21 protein-coding genes are annotated in these 26,535 nt (G+C 70.1%); 13 read left to right on the top strand and 8 right to left on the bottom strand.

What is annotated here, in order from left to right; all coding sequences use genetic code 11:
* Window positions 1-3: 3 nt before the first annotated feature.
* A complete protein-coding gene (locus tag ACZ7LS_RS10955; protein ID WP_385129274.1) occupies window positions 4-969 on the bottom strand; it encodes a LysR family transcriptional regulator in 966 nt (321 codons plus the stop codon).
* Between ACZ7LS_RS10955 and ACZ7LS_RS10960 the strand changes: the two genes are divergently transcribed.
* The 4 genes from ACZ7LS_RS10960 to ACZ7LS_RS10975 all read left to right on the top strand — a co-directional run bounded on the left by ACZ7LS_RS10960 (window position 901) and on the right by ACZ7LS_RS10975 (window position 6,526).
* On the top strand, window positions 901-1,836 hold the full coding sequence (locus ACZ7LS_RS10960) for a zinc-binding dehydrogenase (RefSeq protein ID WP_385129441.1): 936 nt from the start codon (window positions 901-903) through the stop codon (window positions 1,834-1,836). The genes ACZ7LS_RS10955 and ACZ7LS_RS10960 overlap by 69 nt on opposite strands.
* A gap of 142 nt (window positions 1,837-1,978) precedes the next feature.
* Window positions 1,979-2,719, top strand: coding sequence for an SDR family NAD(P)-dependent oxidoreductase (locus ACZ7LS_RS10965; protein ID WP_382881011.1), 741 nt, complete (start codon window positions 1,979-1,981; stop codon window positions 2,717-2,719).
* A 350-nt stretch (window positions 2,720-3,069) separates the two neighbouring features.
* Entirely contained in the window at window positions 3,070-4,125 is a 1,056-nt protein-coding gene (locus tag ACZ7LS_RS10970; RefSeq protein WP_385129277.1) for a glycoside hydrolase family 10 protein, read from the top strand.
* Window positions 4,126-4,429: 304 nt separating this feature from the next.
* Complete coding sequence (locus tag ACZ7LS_RS10975) at window positions 4,430-6,526, top strand: glycosyl hydrolase family 28-related protein (RefSeq protein ID WP_385129279.1); 2,097 nt, start codon at window positions 4,430-4,432, stop codon at window positions 6,524-6,526.
* Between the two features lie 109 nt (window positions 6,527-6,635).
* On the opposite strand, the gene ACZ7LS_RS10980 is transcribed toward ACZ7LS_RS10975, so the two are convergent.
* From ACZ7LS_RS10980 to ACZ7LS_RS10990, 3 genes are all read right to left on the bottom strand, one after another.
* Window positions 6,636-9,449, bottom strand: a complete 2,814-nt coding sequence (locus ACZ7LS_RS10980; RefSeq protein WP_385129281.1) for a glycosyl hydrolase family 95 catalytic domain-containing protein — start codon at window positions 9,447-9,449, stop codon at window positions 6,636-6,638.
* Window positions 9,446-11,995: a PQQ-dependent sugar dehydrogenase gene (locus tag ACZ7LS_RS10985; RefSeq protein WP_385129283.1), complete on the bottom strand. Its 2,550-nt coding sequence runs from the start codon at window positions 11,993-11,995 to the stop codon at window positions 9,446-9,448. The genes ACZ7LS_RS10980 and ACZ7LS_RS10985 overlap by 4 nt, the downstream gene beginning before the upstream one ends.
* A 109-nt stretch (window positions 11,996-12,104) precedes the next feature.
* On the bottom strand, window positions 12,105-13,844 hold the full coding sequence (locus ACZ7LS_RS10990; RefSeq protein ID WP_385129285.1) for a ThuA domain-containing protein: 1,740 nt from the start codon (window positions 13,842-13,844) through the stop codon (window positions 12,105-12,107).
* Window positions 13,845-14,211: 367 nt separating this feature from the next.
* Here ACZ7LS_RS10990 and ACZ7LS_RS10995 point away from each other — a divergent pair, with 367 nt between their 5' ends.
* From ACZ7LS_RS10995 to ACZ7LS_RS11015, 5 genes are all read left to right on the top strand, one after another.
* Entirely contained in the window at window positions 14,212-14,343 is a 132-nt protein-coding gene (locus tag ACZ7LS_RS10995; RefSeq protein WP_382523128.1) for a (2Fe-2S)-binding protein, read from the top strand.
* A 137-nt stretch (window positions 14,344-14,480) separates the two neighbouring features.
* A complete protein-coding gene (locus ACZ7LS_RS11000; protein WP_382667977.1) occupies window positions 14,481-14,858 on the top strand; it encodes a sortase-dependent protein in 378 nt (125 codons plus the stop codon).
* The gene (locus ACZ7LS_RS11005) at window positions 14,855-15,475 is read left to right on the top strand and encodes a class F sortase (protein WP_385129287.1); all 621 of its coding nucleotides are present in this window, start codon (window positions 14,855-14,857) and stop codon (window positions 15,473-15,475) included. The genes ACZ7LS_RS11000 and ACZ7LS_RS11005 overlap by 4 nt, the downstream gene beginning before the upstream one ends.
* An 85-nt stretch (window positions 15,476-15,560) precedes the next feature.
* Window positions 15,561-16,052 (top strand): RNA polymerase sigma factor, encoded by a 492-nt coding sequence (locus ACZ7LS_RS11010; RefSeq protein ID WP_385129289.1) that lies wholly within the window; start codon window positions 15,561-15,563, stop codon window positions 16,050-16,052.
* Window positions 16,036-16,467 carry a hypothetical protein gene (locus ACZ7LS_RS11015; protein WP_385129291.1) on the top strand — a complete coding sequence of 144 codons (432 nt, stop codon included), beginning with the start codon at window positions 16,036-16,038 and terminating at the stop codon, window positions 16,465-16,467. The genes ACZ7LS_RS11010 and ACZ7LS_RS11015 overlap by 17 nt, the downstream gene beginning before the upstream one ends.
* 207 nt (window positions 16,468-16,674) lie before the next feature.
* Here the strand turns inward: ACZ7LS_RS11015 and ACZ7LS_RS11020 are convergent, their stop codons facing one another.
* The 3 genes from ACZ7LS_RS11020 to ACZ7LS_RS11030 form a co-directional block, all read right to left on the bottom strand.
* The gene (locus ACZ7LS_RS11020) at window positions 16,675-17,319 is read right to left on the bottom strand and encodes an ATP-binding protein (RefSeq protein ID WP_385341665.1); all 645 of its coding nucleotides are present in this window, start codon (window positions 17,317-17,319) and stop codon (window positions 16,675-16,677) included.
* 180 nt (window positions 17,320-17,499) lie between these two features.
* The gene (locus ACZ7LS_RS11025) at window positions 17,500-18,162 is read right to left on the bottom strand and encodes a response regulator (RefSeq protein ID WP_382874334.1); all 663 of its coding nucleotides are present in this window, start codon (window positions 18,160-18,162) and stop codon (window positions 17,500-17,502) included.
* Complete coding sequence (locus ACZ7LS_RS11030) at window positions 18,159-19,337, bottom strand: sensor histidine kinase (RefSeq protein ID WP_385129295.1); 1,179 nt, start codon at window positions 19,335-19,337, stop codon at window positions 18,159-18,161. The genes ACZ7LS_RS11025 and ACZ7LS_RS11030 overlap by 4 nt, the downstream gene beginning before the upstream one ends.
* A gap of 208 nt (window positions 19,338-19,545) precedes the next feature.
* On the opposite strand from ACZ7LS_RS11030, the gene ACZ7LS_RS11035 reads away from it, so the two are divergent.
* From ACZ7LS_RS11035 to ACZ7LS_RS11045, 3 genes are all read left to right on the top strand, one after another.
* Window positions 19,546-20,466 (top strand): ATP-binding cassette domain-containing protein, encoded by a 921-nt coding sequence (locus ACZ7LS_RS11035; protein ID WP_385129297.1) that lies wholly within the window; start codon window positions 19,546-19,548, stop codon window positions 20,464-20,466.
* Window positions 20,463-21,317 carry an ABC transporter permease gene (locus ACZ7LS_RS11040; RefSeq protein WP_382874327.1) on the top strand — a complete coding sequence of 285 codons (855 nt, stop codon included), beginning with the start codon at window positions 20,463-20,465 and terminating at the stop codon, window positions 21,315-21,317. The genes ACZ7LS_RS11035 and ACZ7LS_RS11040 overlap by 4 nt, the downstream gene beginning before the upstream one ends.
* 243 nt (window positions 21,318-21,560) lie before the next feature.
* A complete protein-coding gene (locus ACZ7LS_RS11045) occupies window positions 21,561-22,853 on the top strand; it encodes an MFS transporter (protein WP_385129299.1) in 1,293 nt (430 codons plus the stop codon).
* A gap of 154 nt (window positions 22,854-23,007) precedes the next feature.
* On the opposite strand, the gene ACZ7LS_RS11050 is transcribed toward ACZ7LS_RS11045, so the two are convergent.
* Complete coding sequence (locus ACZ7LS_RS11050) at window positions 23,008-23,649, bottom strand: TetR/AcrR family transcriptional regulator (RefSeq protein ID WP_382523102.1); 642 nt, start codon at window positions 23,647-23,649, stop codon at window positions 23,008-23,010.
* A 469-nt stretch (window positions 23,650-24,118) separates the two neighbouring features.
* Between ACZ7LS_RS11050 and ACZ7LS_RS11055 the strand changes: the two genes are divergently transcribed.
* Window positions 24,119-26,407 (top strand): exo-beta-d-1,3/1,6-glucosidase, encoded by a 2,289-nt coding sequence (locus tag ACZ7LS_RS11055; RefSeq protein ID WP_382523100.1) that lies wholly within the window; start codon window positions 24,119-24,121, stop codon window positions 26,405-26,407.
* The last annotated feature ends 128 nt before the right edge of the window (window positions 26,408-26,535 follow it).

The raw sequence follows: 26,535 nt of genomic DNA on the forward strand, positions 1-26,535 counted from the left end.
GGGCTACGGCGGCGGCACAGCGGAGGACAGTCCTTCCCCACCGCTGTTCAGGTCCGCTGTGTTCGCCGGGCTGCCGGGGGTGAGGGCGTGAAGCGCGGTGAGGCACGCGGCGATCGCGGGTTCGTCGGCGGTGCCGTGGCGGACGGCGGTCTCGATCGTGCGGGCGAGCGTGCTGTCGGTCACCGGTCGTACGCTCAGTGCCCGCGGGAGGCGGGCCGTTGCCATGCGGGGGATGAGGACCGTATGGCCGCCGCTCGCGGCGAGGGCGATCATGGCGGAGAAGTCGGTGCGGGTGTGCCGTACCCGCGGGGTGAAACCGGCTGACCGGCAGGCCTGGAGGACGGCGTCCCCGCACGCCGTTCGCGGCGGGGCGGTGATCCACGGGGTGTCCGCGAGTTCCCGCGGTTCGATCGGGGATCCGTCCGGGCGGACTGCCGGGTGATCGCCGCGCAGGACCGCGACCAGCGGATCGCTGCGCAAGGTGTGCGTTTCGACGCCGGGGTGTGGGGGAGTGGCGAGGTTGGTGTAGCGGTAGACGAGCGCGATGTCGACGCGGCGCTGGAGGAGCAGCCGGACCGCGGCTTCGGGTTCGGCCTCGGTGAGGTGCGGCCTCAGATCCCGGTGGACGTTCTCCAGGGCATCGCGGAGCGGGGCGGCCAGTGGTACCAGGGCGCTGGGGAAGCAGGCGAAATGGAGGGGGCCGGCTGGTTTCCCGGTTCCGGTGCGCAGGCGGTTACGGGCTTGTTCGAGAGCGGTGAGCACGTTCTCGGTGTCCTCGGCCAGTTGGCGCCCGGCCGCCGTGAGGCGGACGGAACGTCCCGTGCGCTCCAGGAGCCGGGTGCGCGTCTCCTCCTCCAGGAGCCGTAGCTGCTGTGAGACGGCGGAGGCGGTGACGCGTGTATCTGCGGCAGCGACCTGTGGGCGTTCCGGGGCGTGGCGACCCGGGTCGCCGGACAGCGGATCGGACACGAGTTCCTCGGCATCGTCGAGGAGGCCGGCTCCGAGGTGACCGGTTTCACCCGTGGTGATTTCGTGCTCGCGCCCTTCGTCTGGTCGGACGGTGTCTGTGACTTCTGCCGGGAGGGCCTGCACACCTCCTGTCCCGAGGGCGGAATCTGGGGCGAGGTCGGCTCGGACGGCGGCCAGGGCGAGGCGGTCCGGGTGCCGTTCGCCGACGGGACCCTGGTCAAGCTGCCCGGGGAGGCGGCCGGCGAGGAGAAGCTGCTGCCCGGCCTGCTCGCGCTGTCCGACGTGATGAGCACCGGCCACCACGCCGCGGTCGCCGCCGGGGTCCGGCCGGGGAGCACGGTCGCCGTGGTCGGCGACGGCGCGGTCGGGCTGTGCGGTGTGCTCGCCGCCCGCCGGCTCGGCGCCGAGCGGATCATCGCGCTCGGGCGCCACCGGGCCCGTACCGACATCGCCCGCGCCTTCGGCGCCACGGACGTGGTCGCCGGGCGCGGTGACGCCGCGGTCGACGCCGTCAAGGAGCTGACCGGCGGTCAGGGCGCGCACGCCGTCCTGGAGGCCGTCGGCACCGAGGAGTCGATGCGCACCGCGGTCTCCATAGCCCGCGACGGTGGCGCGGTGGGCTACGTGGGTGTGCCGCACGGCGGCTCCGCCGGCGTGCCCATCGCCCAGATGTTCGACCGGAATGTGGCGCTGGTGGGTGGCGTCGCCCCCGCCCGTGCCTATATCCCCGAGCTGCTGCCGGACGTACTGTCCGGCGCGATCGAACCGGGCCTGGTCTTCGACCGCACCGTGGACCTGGACGGCGTCCCGGACGGCTATCGCGCGATGGACGACCGCTCGGCCCTCAAGGTCCGTATCACCTTCTGAGGGGCCGTCGGCTGTCACGGCCGTCGGACAGACCCGGAACAGCCCGGAGCAGACCCGCGGCGTGGCTGAGCCTCGCCGGTGATCGAACGTCATGCCGTAATACCGCCGGACATGGTGTCCGCCCGCGAGCAGGCTGGTTGCCATGAACACGAGCGAAGGCAAAGTAGCGCTGGTCACCGGCGGAAGCCGCGGCATCGGCGCGGCGGTGGCGATGAGGCTGGCCCGGGAAGGCGCCGATGTGGTGCTGACCTATGAACGTGACGCGGAGAGCGCGGCCAAGGTGGTCGACCAGATCAAGGCGGAGGGCCGTCGAGGCCTGGCGATCAAGGCCGACAGCGCCGACGTCAACGCCGTGACCGGAGCCGTGGACGAGACGGCCGGGACGTTCGGCGCCCTCGACATTCTCGTCAACAACGCGGGCGTATTCCTGGTCGGACCGGCGGAGGACTTCGGGCCGGCGGAGTTCGACCGGACCATGGCGGTGAACGTACGGGCACCGTTCATCGCCTCGCGGGCGGCGGCGCGGTACATGGGCGACGGGGGGCGCGTCGTCAGTATCGGCAGCAACATCGCCGAGCGGGCGGCGTTTCCCGGGTTCAGCCTGTACGCGATGAGCAAGACCGCGCTCATCGGCATGACCAAGGGCCTGGCGCGCGATCTGGGGCCGCGGGGTATCACCGTCAACCTCGTCCACCCGGGCCCGACCGATACGGATGCCAACCCCGCCGATGGACCCAACGCCGACGCGATCCGCGGGCTGACCGCGCTGGGGCAGTACGCGGAACCGGACGACATCGCCGCCACCGTCACGTATCTGACCAGCACAGACGCCCACTACATCACCGGGACCTCGATCAGTGTCGACGGAGGTTTCACCATCTGAGGAGGCTGGACGCCTGAGAAACCGCCTCATCCGGCCGGCTGAGGCGAGGGGTATTGACGCCTTCGCCGGGACTTCTATTATCCAGACTGTCCGAAGCCCCGGTGTCCGTCCGATACTTCGAACGCACACGTCTTGAACCATGCCCGGCCCGACGCGGACCGCGCCCAGCGCGGCCCCGCGCGGGACGGGCGGCTCCTCATGTCGTTCTCCAGGGCCGGCGGCACTTCGCGCGACGTTGTCGAAACGATTCGATCCGCACGGCAATGCACAGCAACGCAACGCACAGCAACGCAACGCACCACGCATCCGCTTGCGCTTCCGTATCAGCCTCCGACCGTACGAGGAGAGCCATGAATCCCCCCAAGCGACGCAGCCGGTCCCGCGCCTCGGTGTCAGGACTGCTGACCGCCTCCGCGCTGCTGACGACCGGTGTCGCCGCCGCACCCGCGCCCGCCGCGGAGGCCGAAATGATCCGGGCGAGCACCCTGGGTGCCCAGGCGGCCCAGTCCGGACGGTACTTCGGGACCGCCGTGGCGGCCGGCAAGCTGGGCGACGGTACGTACGCGACGATCCTGGACCGCGAGTTCAGCTCGGTCACGCCCGAGAACGAGATGAAGTGGGACACCATCGAGCGCTCCCGCGGCTCGTTCAACTTCGTTCCCGCCGACCGGATCGTCGACCGCGCCTCGGCGCGCGGCCAGCGCGTGCGCGGTCACACGCTGGTCTGGCACTCCCAACTGCCCTCCTGGGTCAGCTCTCTCACGGACGCGAACACACTGCGCGGCGTGATGAACAACCACATCGGCACGGTGATGAACCACTACAGGGGTAAGGTCCAGGCCTGGGACGTGGTCAACGAGGCGTTCGCCGACGGGGGCGGCGGCGGGCACCGCCCCTCGGTGTTCCAGAACCTGCTCGGCGACGGCTTCGTCGAGGAGGCCTTCCGCGCCGCCCGGACGGCCGATCCGGTAGCCAAGCTCTGCTACAACGACTACAACATCGAGAACTGGAGCGACGCCAAGACGCAGGGCGTGTACCGCATGGTGCGCGACTTCAAGGCACGCGGTGTGCCCATCGACTGCGTCGGCTTCCAGGCGCACTTCGGCACCGGTGGCCCCCCGGCCGGCTTCCAGACGACGCTGTCGAACTTCGCCGCCCTCGGTGTGGACGTACAGATCACCGAACTCGACATCGCCCAGGCGCCGACGACCGCGTACGCGAACATCGTCCGGGCGTGCGTGAACGTCTCACGGTGCACCGGGATCACCGTATGGGGCATCCGCGACAGCGACTCCTGGCGCAGTGGGGAGAACCCGCTGCTCTTCGATCGCGACGGCAACAAGAAGGCGGCCTACCAGGCGACGCTGACCGCCCTCGGCGGCAGCGCGGTGAACCGGCTGCCGTAGACCGCCCGCCTGCGCGGGTTGGTGAAAGCGCCGGCCCGCGCAGGCTGGTCGGCGTCGAGCGGCCCTACGCGACCTGGCATCGCCGCAGGGGCTGTTGGCGCCGCCGATCCGTAAGGAACCAGGATTCGGAACGCAAGAAGGTGACTTTTCAGCGCAGTCCGGGTGCAGCGGCGCGAAAACTGCTCGCAGGCATCTTGTGAAGCCCGGCACGACGGTCCTAATGTCCACCTCACCCCCACGACGTCCGCTCCACCGAGCGTCAGCCCCACCGGCGTTCGTCCTCCCCAAAAGAATCGAGCCGCAGATGTCGTGGACCTCGTCGTGGACCTCACTGACCGCCGCCGCCGTCGGGCTGGGGCTGAGTCTCAGCCTGCTGAGCGGCGGCGCCCTCGCCGCGCCGCCCGGGAGACCCGCCGGACCCACCGGACCCACCGGACCCGCCGGACCCACCGGACCCGCCGGACCCACCGGACCCGCCGGACCCGCCGGACCCGTCGTCACCCGCGCCGCCCTCGACCCCGCGCTCGTCGCGGGCCGGGGCGCCCGCGTCGCCTTCGCCGAGCAGGAGGCGGAGAACGCCGCGACGAACGGCGCGGTCATCGGGCCGGACCGGGCCGCGTACACCCTGCCCTCCGAGGCCTCCGGCCGTACGGCGGTGAAGCTGGCGCCCAGGCAGTACGTCGAGTTCACCCTGCCCAGGGCCGCCGACGCGATCACCGTGCGGTACAGCATTCCGGACGCGCCCGGAGGCGGCGGCATCACCGCACCCCTCGATGTCACGGTCAACGGCAAGGACCGCAAGACCATGACGCTCACCTCGCAGTACGCGTGGCTCTACAACCAGTACCCCTTCTCGAACGACCCCGGCGCCGACCTGCTCCACCCCGACTGGTGGATCACCGAGTGCGCCTGTGTGCCCGCCGCGACGACGCCCGCGCCGGTCATCACGAAGCCGTTCCGTCCGAGCCACTTCTACGACGAGCAGCGCCTGAAGCTCGGCAGGACGTACCGGGCCGGTGACAAGGTACGGCTGACGGTCCCGGCGGGCAGCAAGGCCGACTGGACGGTCGTGGACCTGCTCGACTCGGAGCTCGTCGGCGCGCCCCGCGTCCGGCTCACCGCCGCGAACGTCCTGCGGTTCGGCGCCGATCCCCTCGGCCGGCGGGATTCGGCGGACGCCTTCGACAGGGCGATCGCCTTCGCGAAGCGGAAACACCTCACGGTGTACATCCCGCCGGGCACCTACCAGGTGAACCGGCACATCATCGTGGACGACGTCACGATCGAGGGCGCCGGCAACTGGCACACGATCGTCAAGGGCCGCCAGGTCACCCTCGGCCGGCCCGCGCCTGACGGCTCGGTCCACACGGGCGTCGGCTTCTACGGCAAGGACGCGGCCGACGGCGGAAGCCGGAACGTCCATCTGTCGGGCTTCGCGATCGAGGGCGACGTACGCGAACGGATCGACACCGACCAGGTGAACGGCGTCGGCGGCGCGATGAGCGACTCGACGATCAAGGATCTGCACATCCGGCACACCAAGGTCGGTCTCTGGTTCGACGGGCCGATGTCGAACGTCCGTGTCTCGGGCAACATCATCGTCGACCAGATCGCCGACGCCCTCAACTTCCATACCGGCGTGACGAATTCGGTGGTGTCCGACAACTTCGTCCGCAACACCGGCGACGACGGCCTCGCGATGTGGTCGGAGAAGACCGCCAACGCGAGGAACACGTTCACACGCAACACCGTGCAGTCACCGGTCCTGGCCAACGGCATCGCGGTCTACGGCGGCACGGACACCACGGTCTCCGCCAATCTCGTCGCCGACCCGGTCCGGGAGGGCAGCGCGCTGCACGCGGGGTCCCGCTTCGGCGCCGAGCCGTTCACCGGCGCGCTGCGCTTCACCGACAACACCACGGTCCGCGCCGGGACGTACGAGCTGAACTGGAACATCGGGCTGGGTGCCCTCTGGCTCTACGCGCTCGACAAGGACATCGACGCGGACGTCCGGGTGACCGGCGACCACTACCTCGACAGCACCTACAACGCGATCATGCTGGTCAGCGACTACGCGGTGAAAGACCTGTACGCGATCGACCGCGTCCGCTTCAAGGACGTCAGGATCGACGGGACGGGTACGTCGGCGGTGAGCGCCCGCGTGCAGGGGTCCGCGTCCTTCGAGAACGTGGACGCGCGGAATGTGGGCGCCGTCGGTGTCAACAACTGCGGCTCCTTCAACTTCCCTTCCTCCGGTTCGGAGTTCGCGCTCATCGACCTCGGCGGCAACGACGGGGGCCGGAGCACGGAGTCGTGGCTCGCGCCCTGGCTGCTGCCGAACACGATCACCTGCGACGACCGTCCGCCGGTGGTGGCCCCGCCGGCCCCGTCCACCTGGTGACCCCGGCCGGCGGCTGATCTCTCGGCCTGAGGCTCCTCCCTCATGGTGTGGCCCCGCGCGGCGTCCTCCGCGCGGGGCCACGATCATGGGTGGTCCGTCAGGATGTGGGTCAGGGGGTGATACGCAGCGCGTCCACCATCCCCACGGACGTACTGCGGTTCACGATCCTGATCGTGTGCGAGCCACGCGCGAGCCCCTGTTTCTCCCACACGACCTGCTGGACCTGTCGCGCGCCGTCGGCTCTGAGATTCACCGTGGCCTGGAAGACGTTGTCGAGATAGACGTCGACCGTCCCCATGTCGCCGTTGCGTTCGGACAGATACTGGATCCCGGTGCCGGTGAAGGTGTACGACGCGACCGCGTCCACCGTGGTGCTGTGGTGGGTGTCGTCGTTGAAGTCTCCGTAACCGCGGCTGTTCGTGAGATGCCAGTTGCTGTCGTACGTCAGCGCGGTGTTGTTCACCATCGGGTCGGCGGTCGCGTTCGACCCCAGCGTGGAGCTGGTGCCGGCCAGGGACTTCATGCCCTGGTTCGCGGTGCCGGTGAGCTGCGTCTGACTGTAGGAGCTGAGCGGTTTGGCGGTCCGCTCGACGACGTACACCTCGTTCGCCCCGGTGTTGAAGGTGATCTCGGCGCTGCTGGACGTCGTCACGACGGCGTTGTCGGAGGTCCTGCGGACCCTGACCTCCTGGGTCCCCCACGGGTTGACGACGCGGGCCGCGTTGCCGAACTGGCTCTTCAGACCGACGTACTTGACCTCGCCCGCCTCGCGCTCCGAACTGACCATGAATCCGCCCTTGGCCAGCAGGCTGAACTTTCCGACGAAGGTGGAATCGGTGGGCACGGCGGGGAAGACCCGGATCTTGTCGTTGTACGACTGGAGCAGCGACTCGTTCGTGGCGGCCAGATGGACGCCGAGATACTCGAAGACGCCGTTGGTGTTGCTGGTCATGCCGTTCGGGTAGTTCTGGTACTTCTGGAGCATGGTCTTCAGACCCTGGAGCGTCTGATTTCCGAGCCCCAGTCTGGCGGCCTGGATCGCGTCGTTGGCCCATACGTTCCCGTACGGGAACGGCCTGGCGTTCCAGGTGTTGACCGCCTTCTGCTGGTCGGGATAGCCGATACCGGTGAGGTCGTACGGCCAGATCAGTTCGGCCGCGACGTTCTCGTTGTTGCGCGTCTGCGCGATCGGGGGCGTGTGCGGCAGATAGGTGTTCGCGTTGGTGTCGGAGGGATACGCGATCAGGTTGTCCAGGATGTTCTGCCACTGCGGTCGCAGCGCGGCGTCCAGGCCCAGCTGGCCGCTCGCCTTGATGGCGAGCGGGAACAGGGTGCGTACGGCCGCCAGGTCGGTGATCGCGTTCGGCACGTTCCAGTACGTCTCGTGCGCGTGGGACGTGGCCACGTAGTACTTACCGGTCGAGCTGTTGTACGACAGCTTCGCCTGGTAGAACTTGGCGACCTCGCGCATGAACGGATAGGCCGTGTTCCGCAGGTAGTCGGTGTCGTTCGTGTACGTGTACTGGAGGTACATGTTGTACGCGGCCTCGGTGCCGGTCGACCAGATGTTGTTGGTGAAGTCGCTGTTGACCGTGCCGCGCGCGTTGCCGTCCCAGCCCATCGTCTCCGGCACCCAGATGCCGTCCACGTTGTACCGGGTCCTGGTGTACGCCTTCAGCGCGTCGAAATTGCGGCTGTAGAGCTTGTTGAACCCGGCCATGAGATCGGTGTGGTTGGAGGCCAGGAACGAGTTGTAGATGTCCCGTTGATTCCAGTACCAGTACGCGTTGCTCCATTTCGTGGCGTCCCCGGTGGCCCGGAAGACGCCGTTGATGAAGTGGGCGGGATAGTTGCCGTATCCGGCCGCCGCGATCATGTAGGTGGAGAGGTAGTAGACGTTCTCCATGTAGTCCGCTTCACGGGACCCGTTGGAGTACTGGACGAACGACTTCTGCCAGAACGCGTGCCACCAGTTGAGGTAGCTGTTGTTGGTGCTGGTGTATCCGGCGGCCTTGACCTCCGCGAGCGCGCGCTTGGCCTCCGTGACCGAGTTGTGGCCCGGGGCGTTGAGCCGGCTGCTCGCCGTGAACCAGATGGTGTAGCTGGAGTCCGGTGTGATCGAGAGCCGCACCTTACGGCCGTCGATGACGCGCGCGGTGTACGCGGCGCCCTCCACGGTCGCGCCGAGGGTGTAGCCGAAGTTCTGCGGGTCGGCCTGGCCCCGGCTGAGTCCGGCGCCGGTGGAGTCCGCGTACGTGGACACCGTCCGCCAGGTGTCGATGTTCGGCACATCACCGCTGTTGCCGAGCCCGGCGACGTCCCACAGGCTCAGATCCAGGTTGATCGCGGAGACCCCGGAGCGGGTGTCCTCCACATGGATGCCCATGACCTCCGAGTTGGGCTTGCCCATCACCGTGACGGTGCGGTTGTTGTCGTACGTGGTGGTGAGGGTGCCGTCGTAGAGGGAGAGGCGCTGCTGGAAGGTGGAGTAGCCGCTGTCCATCGCGGGGGTCGTGGACAGATTGATCAGCCCGGCGCCGAAGGCGGTCTGCTGCGAGGTGTCCACACCGGACACCTGCATGTTCAGGCCGTTGTTCTGCCAGGCCATCGCGCCGGTACGGCCGTTGCCGACCGTGAGACCGTGCTTGGGCTCAGTGGTCGGCCGGTTGTAGACGATGTCGTGCTTGGACAGGTATTTCGCGTAGTCCACGTTCAGCGCGCCGGTCGAGGAGTTGAAGGCGGCGTCGGTGGGCGCGGCCACGGCCGGTGAGAGGCCCGACAGGCCGCTCACCACACAGACGAGGACGAGCAGCGCGCCCAGCAGGCGCCCGGCGCGCGTTCTCGCGCGTGTGTTCCCGCGCGTGCGCGGGCGTCTCGTATGTGCGGCCGATCCCGTTGGCCGGCCGGATATCGCGGTGGTCATTGCGCATCACTCCCACGGGCGGTCATGGAGCCGGGACGGCTGATGCCGGGCCCGGTGAAGGTGTAGCTGTCGAGGTCGAGAATGGCGCCGGAGCCGCCGGTGAAGACCACGAAGAGATCACGCGGCTGCTCCACGGCGTTCGTGACGTCCACGTTCACCTCGGTGTACGTCTCCCAGCCGCCGGTGTTGGGCACGGTCACCCGCGCGACCACGGGGCCGGTGACGGAGTCGTACCGGAAGGTCGCCACGTTCCCCGCCTTGTCGGAGGAGACACGGGCCCTGATGCCGGTGACGCCCTTGAGGCTCACGGGGTGGTACTTGACCCACTCGTTGTTCTGCACGTCGCCCAGGCGTTTGCCGCCCTCGGCCCCGGCGGCCGTGATGATCTGGGGTCCGGAGAGCTGCGCGAAGTGCTCCGCCTGCCACTTCTTGGGCCAGAGACTCAGCTCCTTCTCCCCGGTCAGCGGTACGGTGCCGGCGGCGCCCTTGTCCGTATAGCCGGCCCGCACCACATAGAACTGCGTGGCGTCCAGGCCGGAATGGATCGGCCCGGTGTTGAAGGTCGTGGCGCATCCGGTGCCTTGGGCGACCTCGTGCGCGTGCTCCTGGTGGCCCAGGGCGATCCGTACGATCACCTTCGAGCAGTCGATCGGGCCGGTCGTGCCGTCCTCGGGGTCGGTCGCCGACGCGGTGACGGTGACGTTCTCGTTCCACTCGAACGCGCCGCCCGCCGGTGGCTGCGAGATCGTCAGCGTGGGGCGGGTGTTGCCGACCACGACCGGGATCGTCGTGGTGCCGGTGCGGCCGGTGCCGTCGCTGACCGTGAGCCGCGCCTGGAAGCTGCCGTTCGACGGATAGGTGAAGGACGGGTTGGCGGCGGTGGAATCGGTGCTGCCGTTGTCGGTGAAGTCCCACGCGTAGCTGAGCGGGTTGTTGTCCGGGTCGCTGCTGCCCGCGCTGGAGAACGTCACGGCCAGCGGCGCGGGTCCGTTGTCCTTGTTCACGGAGGCCTTGGCGAGGGGCGACCGGCCGCCCTGCACGTAGTTGATCTTGTAGAGACCGGCGTCCTCGGCGCCCGAGAAGTAGCCGCTGCCGTATTCGAGGAGATACAGCGAGCCGTCGGGCCCGAACTCCATGTCGATCGGGTGGACGAACTTCATGCCGTCCAGGACCGGTTCGATCGCCGTCGGCGTACCGGTGGACGCGTTGCCGTTGCCGAACTGCACTTCCTTGATCCAGTTACGGCAGTACTCGGAGATCAGCAGCTTGTTGTCGTAGTACTGGGGCCACTTGACGTCGGAGTTGAGATTCGCGTCGTAGTGGTAGACCTCGGTGTGGTTGGGCGAACCGCAGCCGCCGGGGTTGTCGAGCTGCGGCCACTCCTTGCTGCCGCCGTGCTGCTCCCACACCAACGACGGCTTGGTGGGCGGCAGTTGCTGGATGCCGGTGTTGCGCGGGGAGTTGTTGACCGGGCCGGTGCCGCCGCCGCAGGGGAACCAGCCGCGCGGCTGGTTGGCCGCGAAGTCCCAGTCGTTGTACGCCACGTTCGGGCCGCCGCAGTACGGCCAGCCGTAGTTGCCCGGGGCGGTCGCCCGGTTGAACTCGTCGTACGCCGCCGGTCCGCGCGCGGGGATGGTCGCTCCGGCGTCGGGGCCGACCTCGCCCCAGTACAGGGTGTTGTTCGCCTTCTTGTCGACCCAGACGCGGTACGGGTTGCGCACGCCCATCACATAGACCTCGGGCCGGGTGCCCGCGGTGCCCCGGGCGAAGAGATTGCCGTCGGGGACGGTGTACGTGCCGTTGTCCTCCGGGTGGATACGGTTGATCTTGCCGCGCAGATCGTTCGCGTTGCCCGAGGTGCGCTGGGCATCGAACTGCGCGTGCCGCGACGGGCGTTCGTCGATCGGGGCCATGCCCTGAGCGTCGCCGCCGGAGTTGGTGTTGTCACCGACCGCGAAGTAGAGGTTGCCCGCCGTGTCCCAGGACATGGAGCCCGCCGAGTGGCAGCACATCTCACGTTCGGTCGGCCACTCGATGATCATGTCTTCGCTGGACGGGGCGATGGTCTGGGTGCTCTGGCTGAAGGTGAACCGGGATACGCGGTTCACCAGCGGGGTGCTCTTGGGCGAGTAGAACAGCATCACCCAGCCGGTGGTGGCGAACTTCGGGTGCAGGGTGATGCCGATCAGCCCGTCCTCGAAGCGGGCGTCCAGGGGGATGGTCAGCGCGACCGTCGTGGACTTGGTGACGGGGTTGTAGAGGCGGACCTGCCCGCCGGCGGCGCTGGTGCCGCGGTTGATGGAGAGGACCTTGCCGTCGGGCAGTACGGCGAGCTCGATCGGCTCGCCCATACCGAGACCGCCGTCGAGCTTGACCTTCTCGAAGCCGCTGGTGGGTGGCGGGGCGGCGGCGCGACCGGCGGTTGCCGCGGAGGCGGCCGCGGGTCTTCCGCCCGTCTCCGGGCCGGCGGCCACGGCACTGGGCGCGAGCAGAAGTGCGGTCAGGGTCAGCAAGGCGGTCAGGTGGGCGACAGCGCGCGACAACACGGAACCTCCAGTGGCCGATCGCGGGTGGGGGGTGCCCGGCGGCCCGGGGCGCGACAGACGTGCTGTCACGCCCCAGGCCGTCCGGGCGGGTCGATCGAGTGGTGACTCGTTACTGACTGGTGCCGTACACGGACAGATCCCAGAGGGAGTAGCCGTACTGCGTCGCGCGTGTGGTGCCCTGCACCCGTACGTACCGTCCGGTGCCGCTCACGGCGAGCTCGTCGAGACCCCCGTCGCCCGCCGTGACCGTACTGACGGTGCGCCAGGTGACGTTGTCCGTCGACGTCCGCACCGTGTACGCCGTGGCGTGCGCGGTCTCCCAGTTGAGCCGGACCCGCTGGAGCGTATGGACGGCGCCGAGGTCGACGGTGATCGACTGCGGGTCGGAGTACGCGCTGCCCCAGCGGGTGGCGGAGTCGCCGTCCACCGCGTTGGCACCCACATGCGTGCTGCCGGGCTCGACGCTGGTGACCGTGACGGGCTTGCCCCGCGCCAGATCGGTGGCCGGCGCGCCGTCCTGCTTGATGCGGACGTTGCGGTAGCTGATGTCCAGGCCCGCGCCGTCGTTCTGGAGACCTATGTGACCGAGGGCGATGTCACGGTTGCTGGTGTAGTCGTTGATCTTGACGCCGTTGAGCCGGATCTCGACATGCCGGCCGTGCACCGCGATCTCGTAACCGTTCCAGGTCCCTGGCGGGTTGAGCGCCGCCGCGCGCGCCGCCGCGTCGGGAGCCTGGAAGCTGTAGACGCTCCCGGTGGTACGGGTCGGGTCGCCGTCGGACGCGTCGATCTGGATCTCGTGGCCGAGGTCGACCGGCTTCCAGGGGTCGCCCTGCGGGTCGGGGAAGCCGATGAAGACGCCGCCGTTGTCGTCGCCCGGCATCATCCAGTCGACCTTGAGCGAGTAGTCGGCGAAGGGGGTCACCGGATACCAGAGCAGGCCCATGCCGCCGACCGAGGAGAGCGTGCCGTCGGCGAGGCTGAAACTGCCCGCGCCCGCCTGCCGCCACCTGTCGAGGCTGGCCTGGCTGCCGTCGAACAGCGGCGTGTAACCGGTCTCCGGACGGCAGTCGGCGGCCTTGGCGCGCGCCGCGGTCTGGATGCCGCCGAGGAGCATGGTGGTGAAGGCGGGGTCCGCGTACGACTCCTCGGTGTGGCCGAGCCCGGTGTACCAGGACCGTCCGCCCCGGTAGTCCTGGCACCAGATGATCGGATGATCGCCCATGGTGCCGCCGGAGTACGACGTCTCGTCCAGACTGGCGAGCACCTTCACCGCCGAGCGCGGATTGGCGCGGTAGTCGTACCACTCGTCGGTGCGGGTCCAGCGCTGCGGCAGATGCGAGGTGGAGACGGACGCGCGGTCCTCGACCTTGACGGTGGCCCGCTGGGTGGCGGGGTGCGAGGCGAAGTACGCGCCGACGAGCCCGCCGTACCAGGGCCAGTCGTACTCGGTGTCGGCCGCCGCGTGCACACCGACGTAACCGCCGCCGTTCGCGACGTACGACTCGAAGGCGGTCTGCTGCGCGGGGTTCAGCACATCGCCGGTGGTGGAGAGCCAGATCACCGCCTGGTACTGCGCCAGGTCGGCCGCGGTGAACGCACCCGCGTCCTCCGTGGCGGTGACGGTGAACCCGTTGGCCGCGCCGAGCTTCTGGACGGCGGCGATTCCGGCCGGGATGGCCGAGTGCCGGAATCCGGCGGTCTTGGAGAAGACCAGGACCTTGGTGAGGGGAGCGGCGGCAGGGGCCGGGGCGGGGGCCTGGGCCGGCGCCGCCGAGGCGGGTGGGGCCTGCGGTACGGCGACGAGCGACATGGCCGCCAGAGCGAGCGCGATCAGGGCACGGGACACAGTGCGCACTATCCGGTCCTCTCTCGGGGCGCGCGAGGGCGCTGGCTGAGCGAAGCGGTGATGTGTGACGAGGCGGCGGCGTCGTCAGGCGTAGTGAACATCGGAGGTCTAGGAGGGTCAAGGGTCGGCGCTGAACTATCCGAAGATTAGTTTTTGTGCATGACAAAATGTCCCCCTTGGCCTCTCCCCTGGCGATGGCAGCCCTCAACAGCGGTGCGGGGAACGGGAAAGGGGACGGGAATCGGCCGACGCGATTGATCGGATCTTCATGTCGTCATGAGTCAGGGTCGAACTGGACGCACCACGCGCCCCCTGCGCGTCACCGGCCCCGAGAAGGAGTGCGACCGCGGTCGGCGCGGGGCGCACGGTGCATGTCGACGTCAGGACCGCGCTGTCCTGTCTGACGCTCGCCGTCGCGGTCGACGGGCGGGAGGTCACCACGGTGGAAGGGCTCGCGGACGGCGACGTGCCGCACTCGGTGCGGCGGGCGTTCGGCTGAACGGCTGGAGGGGGGGCTGCGACGTCCTTTGCCTTTTCTTTACAACCGGTTCCGCCGCTGCCTCGTCTCTCCGCACGATCCGTTACTCAGCCCGCCGAGCCACCGGGCGGGCGGACCAGCGAAAGAGAGAGCGAGTTATGCGCCGCACCATCCTGAGTGCCACGGCACTCGCGTGCACCGCCGTACTGGCGAGCACCGTGCCCGCGTTCGCCGACGGGACGCCTTCCCCCCAGAAGGCCCGCCCGGCCGCCACGGCGGCCCCGACCCCGGAGCCGGCGCGCACTCCGCCCAAGGACGCGGGGCCGGCCGAGGCCCCGGCCCAGGCTCCGGCCAAGACTCCGGCGCGGGACCAGGTGTCCGTCGTACCGAGCGGAGCGCCCGACACCGGTGTGACGCTCGTATCGACGCGGTCCGGCTCCGACGCCGGGCTGATCGGCGGGGGCGCCGCCGCGGTGCTCGTCGCGGGCGGCGCGGCGGTCTTCGTCCTGCGCCGCCGGACGACGACCGGGGCATGACCTCGCCCTCCAGGCGCGCGTTCCTCACCCTGGCGACGGCCTCGTTGGTCGTGAGCTGCGGCGGCCCCGGCGCGGGCCGGGACACAAGGGCCCAGCCCAGCGGTGCGCCACCGCCTGCACGTTCCTCCGGGTCCCCCGCGACGGCGGCGCGTGCCCTCGGGCGTTCGGTCCCCGTGGCGTTGCGCATCCCGGCCATCGGGGTCGACACCCCGGTCATGGGGCTGGGGCTGGCGCCGGACGGCAGTGTGCAGGTGCCACCGGTCGCGGAGCACGACCGGGCGGGCTGGTACCGGCACTCGCCCACGCCGGGTCAGGTCGGGCCGTCGGTGATCCTCGGTCATGTCACGGTCGGCGCCTACGGGGACGGGGTCTTCCGTCACCTCGCGCGGCTGCACCGGGGCGACCGGATCGTGGCGCGTCTGCAGAACGGCACGGAGGCGCCGTTCACCGTCAGCGCCGTACGGACGGTCGCCAAGGCGGACTTCCCGACGGACGACGTATACGGGGACGTGGGCCGTCCGGAGCTGAGGCTCATCACGTGCGGCGGCCCCGCGGCCGGTGGCGAGTACCGCGACAACGTGATCGTCTTCGCCGCACTGGGCCCGGCGAGTCCCTGACCCGCACCCGGATCCCGGGCCGTTGGAACCAAACGCCAACGGCCTGGGATCCTTCCCTACGAACGCGTCACGACCATGGAGAGCGTTGAAACGGTCCCGCGAGAAGGCAGCGTCCGAGCTGTTCGGCGCCCTCTACCCGCGCCTCGCGGGCTGGTGCCGCCGTCTCGTCGACGACGACGGGATGGCCCACGAGATCGCCTCCGAGGCGTTCACCAGGCTCTGGGCCCGCTGGACAGACGTGGAGGAGCCCCGTGGCTTCCTCTACGTCACCGCGGCCAACCTCGTCCGTGACCACTGGCGCAAACTGGAGCGCGAGCGGAAGGCCATGCACCGCGCCACCACCGAAGCCGCCGTGCGCCCCCACCCCGAACAGGAGGACCCGTCGGTACGCCTGCTCGTGCAGTCACTGCCGGAACGACTGCGTGTCGTGATCTTGCTGCACTATTACGCCGACATGCCGATCCGGGAGGTGTCCGTACTGACCGGGCGCAAGGAAGGAACCGTCAAGGCCGACCTCCACGCGGCCCGCGAACTGCTCCGTGCCCACCTGAGGAGAAGCCTTGACCACACGCTTTGACGACGGCCCGGAGTTCGAGCCAGACGACCCCTTCACGGTGCTTCTGCGGCCCTCCTTCGACAACCTCGGCCCGCCCGCCGGCCGGTACGAGGCGATCCGCCGCGCCGCGGTCCGCCGCCGGCGGCTGCGCACCGCGGCCAGGGCCGGCGTGGTGTGTGTGGTCGCCGCCCTCATCGTCCTTCCGGTCCGCCTGACCGGACCGGGCCCACCAGCGTCCCCGACGGTCCCCCTCGCCCCACCGCCCGTGCGCGGCCCCTCGGCCCCACCGCCCCCGACGAAGCGGCCCGGCCCCGTCATCCCCCGCCCCGGCACTCCCGGCCCCGCCACCACGGCCAAGCAATCCGAGGCGCCGTCGGACAGAAACAGCACCGACGCCACCCCTCGAACGCGCGGCCCGGCCGAAGCCGATCGCTGATCTTCACGCCTTTGGCGGCCATCCGACGCGAGCCGTTGCCCGACGTCACCGGCGGGCGCGGCACCGGCGCGACTTCGAATGCACCCTGACCGGGACCGGCTCCGGTTCCTGCCATCTCCAAGCCACCGAGGCCGAGCACCAGGACCGCAGGTCGGGAGCCGGCCGGGGCCGCTCTCTCCGGTGCGGCTCGATCGCGGTGCCCTGTGGTCACCGACTCGACCGGTCCTCGCCGTCGCGCTGATCGTCGAGGCGGGCAGTCAGGCCGGGCCAGTGCTCGGACCACCGCGCCAGATCGCCCGGGGTCAACGACCACCGCGAGCGCAGGGCTTCGTCCGGCAGGAAGCGGATGCAGGTCCCCGTGGCCCCGTCGGCTTCGACCGGCTCCAGATCGGTCACCGGAACGCCGTGCTCATAGCGCTGGCTCCAGGATCCGTTGAGACGGCGGTTGGTATGGATCAGCCACTCGCTGAGGGCCGCGACGACGGACATGCCGCGACGCGGATGTCCGTCCGGAAGCCACTCGGCCTCCGGGAGGTCGAAGAACCGAAGATCCTTCGTGGCCATCACCGGCTTCTTCACCACCCGGCCATGCTCGTCGACCCGAGTGTCGGTGCCCCGTCCGTCATCCTTCACCGATACCGAGCCGTCGGTGTGCAGCGTGACCACACACTGACCGCCGCCCCGGCTCGCTGCCTCGTCAGCGGCGTAAGCAACGATCTCAAGAACAAGGTGTTCGGGCCCGCCCGGAGCGAACTCGGCGGATCCCTGGCGGATCCGACCGAGATGGTCCGCGTCCACGATGCCGGCCCAGTCGTGCGTGGTGTTGACCCAAGAAGCCCTTGATCCATCCATCCGACCAGTATCCGTCGGGTTCTCGTTCAGGCTGCCGGAACGAACCGCTCAGATGGCCCGCCGAACCCGGCACCTCAATCGCCACGGCGCGGCGGTTCAGCCGTCATCGAAGGTGTCCAGATGAGGAGATGTGCGGCCGGTTCGAGCTGGACAGGAACAGCCGCCTCGATCAGGACCTGTCTATCCGGGCAGTGTGACAAGTCCCGTCTCATAGGCGGTGATCACGAGTTGGACCCGGTCCCGGGCGCCCAGTTTGGTGAGCAGGCGTGACACATGGGACTTGGCGGTGGCCACCGTGATGAAGAGGTCCTCGGCGATCTCGGTGTTCGTCCGGCCGCGCCCGATGAGGGTCAGGACTTCCTGTTCCCGCTCGGTGATGCCCGCGACCGGCCGCGGGGAGCGCCGCGGGGGGCGTCCGGCGAAATCGGCGATCAGCCGGCGCGTGACCGTCGGCGCGATCAGCGCATCGCCGGCGGCGACCACACGGATCGCCGCGAGGATGTCGTTCAGCGCCATGTCCTTGACCACGAAGCCGCTCGCTCCGGCCCGCAGCGCGCCGTAGACGTTGTCATCCTCGTCGAACGTGGTCAGGACGAGAACACGCGTCGCGGTCGGACCGGCGGTGATCAGGCGAGTGGCCTCGATCCCGTCCATGCCGGGCATCCGGATGTCCATCACCACGACGTCGGGGCCGATGTCCCTGACCAGGTGGACCGCCTCGGCACCGGTCGCGGCTTCACCGACGACCTCCAGGTCCGGGTGGTCGGCCATGACCAGGCGCAGGCCGGACCGCACCAGTGGCTGGTCGTCGGCGAGAACGACGCGTACGGGACCGGCGGTCATCCGGCCTCCGCCGGAATTTCGACGGGGGCGGGCAGCGGCAGCCGGGCCGTCACCCGGAAGCCCCCCTCGGGACGCGGCCCGGCGCTGAGGTCGCCGTGCAACAGGGCGACCCGTTCCCGCATGCCCACGAGACCGAAGCCGTGGACCGAGGCGTTCCCGGTGGCACCGCGCCCATCGTCGACGACCTCCACGGACAGCTCCTCGTCCCCGTAGTCGATGAGCACCCGACAGCGTCCGGTGCCCGCGTGGCGAACCACATTGGTCAGCGCCTCCTGAACGATACGGAAGGCGGACAGGTCGATGTCGGCCGGCAGCGGACGCTCCTGCCCGCCGCGGCGCACATCCACGCGTACCCCCGCGTCGGCCGTGGCCGCCGCCAGCCGGTCGATGTCCGCCAGCCCCGGCGAGGGCGCGAGGGCCGCCTGTCTCCCCGAGGCCGCCGTAACCGGGTCCGCCTGGCGGAGTGCCACCACCGTGCGCCGAAGCCCCGACAGGGTCTCCCTGCTGGTGGCCTCGATGGCCCGCAGCGCCTCACCGGCCTCCGCGGGCCGGGTCCCGATGACATGGCTCGCCGCCCCGGCCTGGATGGCGATGATGCCGATGCTGTGCGCGACCATGTCGTGCAACTCCCTTGCGATCCGCAGCCGTTCGGCGATCACGGCCTCGGCCACCTCCTGTGAACGCAGCGCCACCACGTGCTCGCGGCGCTCGCGGCTCAGCAGTCCACCCGTGCAGGCCGCGGCCATCGCGAGGAGGGCGATCACGACATTGACGGTCACGCCGTCCCCGTGCGAGAAACCACCGATGATCAGAAACTGGACGACGAGGGATCCGGCCACGGCGGCGATCGAAACGCGCCGCGCGCAGGTGGCGACGGTGAAGCCCAGGACGAGATCCACCGCCAGATACGACAGGAACTGGCCCTGATACGAGGCCGACAGGCTCGCGGGGGCGGAGCTCGGGGGGCCCACCACCACGGCGGTGGATCCGAACAGCGTGATGGACAGCGCCAGGAGCGGCATGCGTCGCAGCACACCGACGAGCAGAGCCGCCGCCAGCAGTCCTCCGATGCCGTGGACCGTGCCCGAAGCCCGCGGCGCACCTCCCACGAGCAGGCCCACCGCGAGGAGATAGAGGGCACCTCCCACCCAGGCCGTGACCTTTCCGCTCGTCATCGCTGGTGTGGCCTCTCAGGAGGGAGACCGCGCCGTGTGACGCGCACGGGCAACGGGATGGTCGGTAGGGCGTCCATCCCGCGAGAGTATCCAGCCGCGGCCCCTGGGGGATCGGCCCGCGGACGTACGCCCACGGGCGAAGCCGGCCGCGCGATTGCCGCCCACGGCCCCATGACCGGACGGGGCCCTCCCCGGCAGCGTTGTCCCCGTGATCGAAGTCAAGGAACTCACCAAGCGCTACGGCGGCAAGACCGCCGTCGACCGGCTGTCCTTCACCGTGCGACCGGGCCGGGTCACCGGATTCCTCGGCCCCAACGGAGCCGGCAAGACCACCACCCTGCGGATGATCCTCGGCCTGGACGCGCCCACCGGCGGCGCCGCCACCGTCAGCGGCGTCCCCTTCCGCTGCCACCGGCGCGGTCTGCGGCACGTCGGCGCCCTCCTCGACGCGGGCCGGGTCCACGGCGGACGCACCGCCGCGGCTCATCTGTCGGCCCTGGCCCACAGCAACGGGATCCCCCGACGCCGGGTGGACGAGGTGCTGCACGAGGTGGGCCTGGCCGAGGCCGCGCCCCGCCGCCTCGGCGGCTTCTCGCTCGGCATGAAGCAGCGGCTGGGGATCGCCACCGCGCTGCTCGGCGACCCGCCGGTGCTGATATTCGACGAACCGGTCAACGGCATGGACCCGGAAGGCGTGCTCTGGATGCGCCGCCTCTTCCGGCGCCTGGCGGCCGAGGGCCGTACGGTCTTCCTCTCCAGCCACCTCATGTCGGAGATGGAGAACACCGCCGACCAACTCGTCGTCATCGGCCGGGGCCGGCTCATCGCCGCCGAGTCGGTACGGGACTTCGCGGCACGGGGCACCCGCCTCGGCGTCGTGGTGGGTACGCGGCAGGCCGCCGGGCTGACGGCGGTGCTGACCGCCGCGGGGGCGTCGGTCGAGCCGGAGGGACCGGCGGACGCCGAGAAGCTCATCGTGACCGGCCTGCCGGCGGACCGGATCGCGGCACTCGCCTTCGAGAACCGGATCCTGCTGACCGAGCTGACCACCCGAACCGCCTCACTGGAGGCGGCCTTCATGGAACTCACCGCCGACAGCGTCGAATACCAGGCAGGACAACCCCGATGACCACTCTCCCCCCGGCCACCCCGACCGCCTCGGCCGTGCCCGCCGTCGAACCGCCCGTCCGTTTCCGCGACCTGCTCGTCTCCGAATGGATCAAGATACGGTCCCTGCGCTCCACCCCATGGGTCCTCGCACTCACCACCCTGTTCGTCATCGGGTCCGCCGCTGTGGCGGCACTGGCGGATATCGACGACCTCCGGGCGATGAGCCCGGCCGCGAGGGCCGATCAGGGGTTCCTCGTGTTCGTCGCCTTCCCCGCCGCCGGTCATATGGCGCTGATGCTCGTCGCCGGAAGCGTCGGTGCCCTCACCGTCGTGAGCGAGTACAGCAGCGGCCTGATCCGCACCACCACCGTGGCAGTGCCCGCCCGTGGTGCGGTGGTGCTGGCCAAGGCGGTCGTCACCGCCGCGCTCTGGACAGCGGCCGGGGCGGTCATCTCCACCGGTTGCTTTCTGGTCTCCCAGGCCATCCTGAACGGGCAGCGGGCCGGGGTATCCCTCACCCATCCCGGAGTGCTCCGGGCGCTGGTGGCGTCCGCCCTGCTGGCCCCGGTCTGCGCACTGACCGGCCTCGGCCTCGGGGCCCTGATCCGGCACAGCGCGACCACCATGGTCACCAGTGCCTTCATCCTGGTGATGCTTCCTCCGATCTTCTCGCAGAGCGCACGCTGGTCCGCCGCCGTGAGCCACGCGATGCCGGTCACGGCGTGGAAGCGCCTGGCCCAGAACTGGGCACCGGATCCCCACTCGCTCGCCTACAGCGCCACCGTCCCCGGCTCATGGGCCGTGTACGTGCTCTGGCCGCTGATCGCGGTCGTACTCGCCGTGGTCGTCGTGCGGCGCCGCGACGTGTGAACGCGCACGTACGGAAGGCGTGGCGTCCTCGGGGTGGCCGGCCCGCCGGGGCCTCCCCGCACACGACCGCGCTCGGCACCGGACGGTGCCATCCCCGGAGCGGGCGCTGACGATCCGCGTCGTCCACACTCGGATTGAACGGGAGGAATGTTCCTGGAGCAGGCTTGCGAACGCCATTGATGTTCTATTTGTTCGAAGATACGGTGTGGGGCGTCTTGAGGCTGATCTCCCGGGGGGCATGCCGTGTCACGAATACTCGCCGCCGACGGCGTCGCGCCCACTCCGTCCGCGCTGCGCACGGTGTGGAACTCGCCGCTCTATCGCGGGGCGACCTTCGCGTTGTTCCTCTCCGGGCTGGGCGCCTCGGCCGCCGCCCCGCAGATCACCCTGTTCCTCGTGGACGACCTGCATGTCCCGTTGACCACGGCCGGCCTGTACTACCTCACGAGCATCACCGCCCCGGTCGCCGGATACCTCGTCGGCGCGCGCTCGGACCGTACGGGAAGACGGCTCGGGCTCTTCCGGCTGTGCGCCCTGGCCGGATTCCTCGGCTGGACCGCCATGGCCGTGTCGGACCAGGTGTGGATGCCCTTTGTGATCAGTGCCGTGGTCCTGGCCTTCGCCGGTGCCGCCGGCTCGCAGTTGTTCGCCGCGGTCCACGACGAGCTGCGGGCCGGCGCCGGCTCCGTCGGCGACGGGATCGTCTCGATCGTGCGCATGGCGATGACCGCGGGATGGATCGTGGGGCCGGTCGCGGGTTCGCTGCTGGCCACCGCCGCAGGACCGCGCGCGATGCTCGTGGCGACCGGACTGTGCACCCTCGCCCAGGTCGTCCCCATGGGCTTCGCGCGCACACCCTCGGCTCGCACACCCTCGGCTCGCACACCCTCGGCTCGACCCGGTGCAAAGACCCCGGCCACGTCCGAGGTGAGGACGGAGATATCGGCCGTGCGCCCCGGCCCGCACCCGGGGGTGCGGGCCATGCTGCCCCTGCTGGCCTTCACCGGGCTGTACGTGCTCGTCTACGCGGGGGAGCCGATCAAATACGGCTATCTGACGATCTATATGCTCAACGACATGCGCCTGCCAACGGCGGTCAGCGGCGCGGTGATCGGCATCCAGCCCTTGTTAGAACTGATCCTCATGCCGGTGGCCGTGGTCGTCGCCCGCCGGATCGGCATGATGCCCCTGATGGTCCTCGGTGCCGCCTTCGGTGTCGTCGCGAACCTCTGTTTCGCCCTGACCGGCAGCGCGTTCGGCATGTTCGCCGGACAGATCCTCATGGGCGGTGTGTGGGGTGTCTTCGCCGGCCTCGGAATCATCGTCGCCCAACGCCTGCTGCCCGAAGCCGTCGCGACCGCCTCGGCCGTCTTCATGAGTTCCCCCGCGATCGCCAGCGCCCTCGGCGGGCTGACAGGCAGCCTCGGCGTGAGTCTGCTCGGACTGCCGCTCGTGTTCCTGGCGCCGGCCCTGTACAGCCTTGTGGCGACCATCAGCATCGCCTTCATGAGCCGCTCCCGCCATGCCGTGGGCTGAGGCCTGTGCCGAGCACCGGCCGCCGGAGGAGGTCGCGCCGGCCGGGTCGGGCGGCCCGCGAGGGGCCCTTGCCCGCCCCGGGACGTGGTGCGGCGCCCGTACCCGCCCTGTGACGTGGTGCGGCGCCCGCGCCCGCCCCGTGACGCGCGTGCGCTCAGAAGGGCACAGTGAGCTGTGCCCTCACATGGGCGCGCAGCACACCCACCATGTCGGTGACACACCCGCTGAGAAGCCACTGCACCTGCAGTCCGTCCATCAGGGCGATCAACTGCTGCGCCGCCGTGTCCGGGTCGACGTCCGCCCGCAGGACGCCTTCCTCGCGGGCCTGCGAGTACGCGAGCGCCGTGGTCGCCACCGTGTTCTCGTAGCGCTCCACGAAGTATCTGTGCGCGGGGTGTTCGGCCGATGTCGCCTCCGCGGCGACGACGGAGAACAGTTCGACGATCCCCCTGCGCGTGGTGTTCAGTTCGGCGAGTTCGGTGAGCCGGCGGAGCCGGTCGACGCCGACGGCGCCGTCACGCGCCAGCCACGCGCCGTCCACCTGGTCCCGGTGTTCCAGGACAGCGAGCAGCAGGGACTCCTTGGTCGGGAAGTGGTGCAGCAGACCGGTGTGCGAGATACCGCCCCGGTTCGCGATCACCCGCAGCGAGGCTCCCCGGTAGCCGACCTCTCCGAACATGGCCACGGCGTGGTCGATGATCTCGCGTCGCTTGGCACGGCCCTTGGCATAGCCACCTCGTGGTTCGGCGGTCACTGGCCACCCTCCCGGCTCTTGTCCTGCGGTGCCGGACGGCATCACAGGCGGGGTTCACCCCACCAATACCTACCACCAGGTCGGTATTGGGCGTACGGTGAACCGGAGTGGCCGACCGGGCCGTTCCGACACGGGAGACTACCGCCGATGACAACGACCCCAGCCAGGGAGAACACACCGCGAGCCCACAGCGGACGTCGTTCGCCCGGGGCGGCGAACGTCCGTCCGGCCTCAGCCGGTACGTGACGGAACCCGCCCCGCCCCCGCCTCTCCGCGAAGGGGTGACGACGGACGGCGACCGTGTTCGCGGGACCACGTGACGCTCCGGTCCTGATACGCCCCCTCGGCACCCTCGGCACCCTCGGCATACAACCCCCCTCGCCCCCTCGGCCCGGCCCCGCCGTACGCCCGCCCGGAAGACCACATCCGGCCCCGGCGCTCCCGAGGCCCGTCGCCCGCGCATCCCACCGAAACCCGCGCATCTCACCGGAAGCCGTGAAGGGAAACTCCCGTGCCATCCTCTCCGCCCTACCTCGACCCCGCTCTGGCCATCGCCGAAAGGGTCGACGACCTTGTCAGCCGTATGACGCTGCCCGAGAAGGTCGGCCAGATGCTGCAGCTGAACGCCAAGGAGGGCGTGCACGTCGTCGCGGACATGCACGCGGGCTCCCTCGTCCACGCCTCGCCCGAGCGCGTTCTCGAAGCGGCCGAACTCACCGAACGGTCGCGGCTGCGCATCCCGCTGCTGGTGGCCGAGGACTGCATCCACGGTCACTCCTTCTGGGAGGGCGCGACGATCTACCCCACTCAGCTGGGCATGGCCGCGACATGGGACCCGGCCCTCGTCGAGCGGGTCGCCAGGGCGACGGCGGTGGAGGTCGCGGCGACCGGTGTGCACTGGACGTTCTCGCCCGTGCTGTGCATCGCACGGGACCTGCGATGGGGACGGATCAGCGAGACCTTCGGCGAAGACCCCTTCCTCATCGGCGAGTTGGCCTCCGCCATGGTCCGCGGCTACCAGGGCGACGGGCTCTCCGACCCGACGGCGATCCTCGCCTGCGCCAAGCACTTCGCGGGATATTCGGAGACCCAGGGCGGCCGGGACGCCAGCGAGGCCGACATCTCGCGGCGCAAGCTGCGCTCCTGGTTCCTGCCCCCCTTCGAACGCGTCGCCCGCGAAGGGTGCCGTACGTTCATGCTCGGCTACCAGTCCATGGACGGTGTTCCGATCACCGTCAACGACTGGCTGCTCAACGACGTCCTGCGCGGCGAGTGGGGGTACACGGGCACGCTCGTGACCGACTGGGACAACGTCGGCCGCATGGTGTGGGAGCAGCGGATCCACAGCGACTACGCCCAGGCTGCGGCCGCGGCGGTCCGCGCGGGCAACGACATGGTGATGACGACACCGCAGTTCTTCGACGGAGCGCAGGAGGCGGTCGAGCGGGGCACGCTCGCCGAGGCGGAGATCGACGAAGCGGTCCGCCGTATCCTGACCCTCAAGTTCGAACTCGGGCTCTTCGAGGAGCCGCGCCGCCCCGACCGCGCCCGCCAGGCCGAGGTGATCGGCAGCACGGAGCACGCCGCTCTGAACCTGGAGACGGCCCGCCGCTCGCTCGTCCTGCTCACCAACGACGGCACCCTGCCCCTGGCCGGGGGATTCGGGACGGGTACCGGAGGCCGGGCCGTCGCCGGCGCGGAAAGCGCGCCTCGTACGGTCGCCGTCATCGGTCCCAACGCCGACGACGCCCAGACCCAGCTCGGTGACTGGGCCGGCTCCTCCGGCCAGGCCGACTGGCTCCCCGACGGCCAGCCGCGCGCGATGATCACGACGGTGCTCGAAGGGTTCCGCGCCCATGTCCCCGAGGGCTGGAGCGTGTCGTACGCCCGTGGCGCGGACATCCTCACCGTCGACGCCGACCCGGAGGGCGCGTTCTTCCCCGACGGGCAGCCCCGCCCCGAGGTCGTCGTCCCCGCGGAGCCCTCCGAGACGCTGATCGCCGAAGCCGTGGCGCGCGCGGAGGCCGCGGACTACGTCGTCGCCGTCGTGGGCGACCGTATCGAACTGATCGGTGAGGGCAGGTCGACGGCGACTCTGGAGCTGGTCGGGGGGCAGGTCGCCCTCCTCGACGCACTCGCCGCGACCGGCAAGCCGCTGGTGGTCGTCGTCATCAGCTCCAAGCCACTGGTCCTGCCGCCGTCCGCGCACAACGCCGCGGCGATCGTGTACGCCTTCAACCCCGGCATGCGCGGCGGACAGGCGGTCGCCGAGCTGCTCCTCGGCCTCGTCGAGCCCGCCGGCCGGCTGCCGATCTCCTTCGCCCGCCACGCCGGGCAACAGCCCACGTACTACAACCAGGTGCGCGGCCAGCACGGCGCCCGCTACGCGGATCTGACGCAGAGCCCCGCCTTCGCCTTCGGCGAGGGCCTGAGCTACACGACCGTCGAGTACGCGGACCTGGAGATCCCCACCGCGGAGCTGGGGACGGGAGACTCGGTCCACGCACGGCTCACGGTCTCCAACACCGGCACGCGCCCCGTTCTGGAGACCGTGCAGGTGTACGTCAGCGACACCGTCACCTCGGTGACGTGGGCGGAGAAGGAGCTGAAGGCATATCGGCAAGTGCCGCTCGCGCCGGGGGAGTCGCGTGAGGTCCTGATCGATCTACCGGTCGCCGCGTGCGCGCTCGTGGACGCGCGGGGCGAGCGTGTCGTCGAGGCCGGTGCCTTCGAGCTCCTGGTCGGTCCGTCGTCCCGTGACGCATCGCTGCTGCGGGCGGGATTCACCGTCAAGGGCTGACGCCCGGTACACGCGGACGGGGGCGATGGCCGCACGGCCGGGGCGCGCGCCGCGAGTTCGTCGTACGCGTCGATGATGAGCACGGCGTGGGCCGGCCGGGATGTCCTGGCCGGCCCTGCGGACGCGAC

This window comes from Streptomyces sp. NPDC039430 (assembly GCF_055639435.1).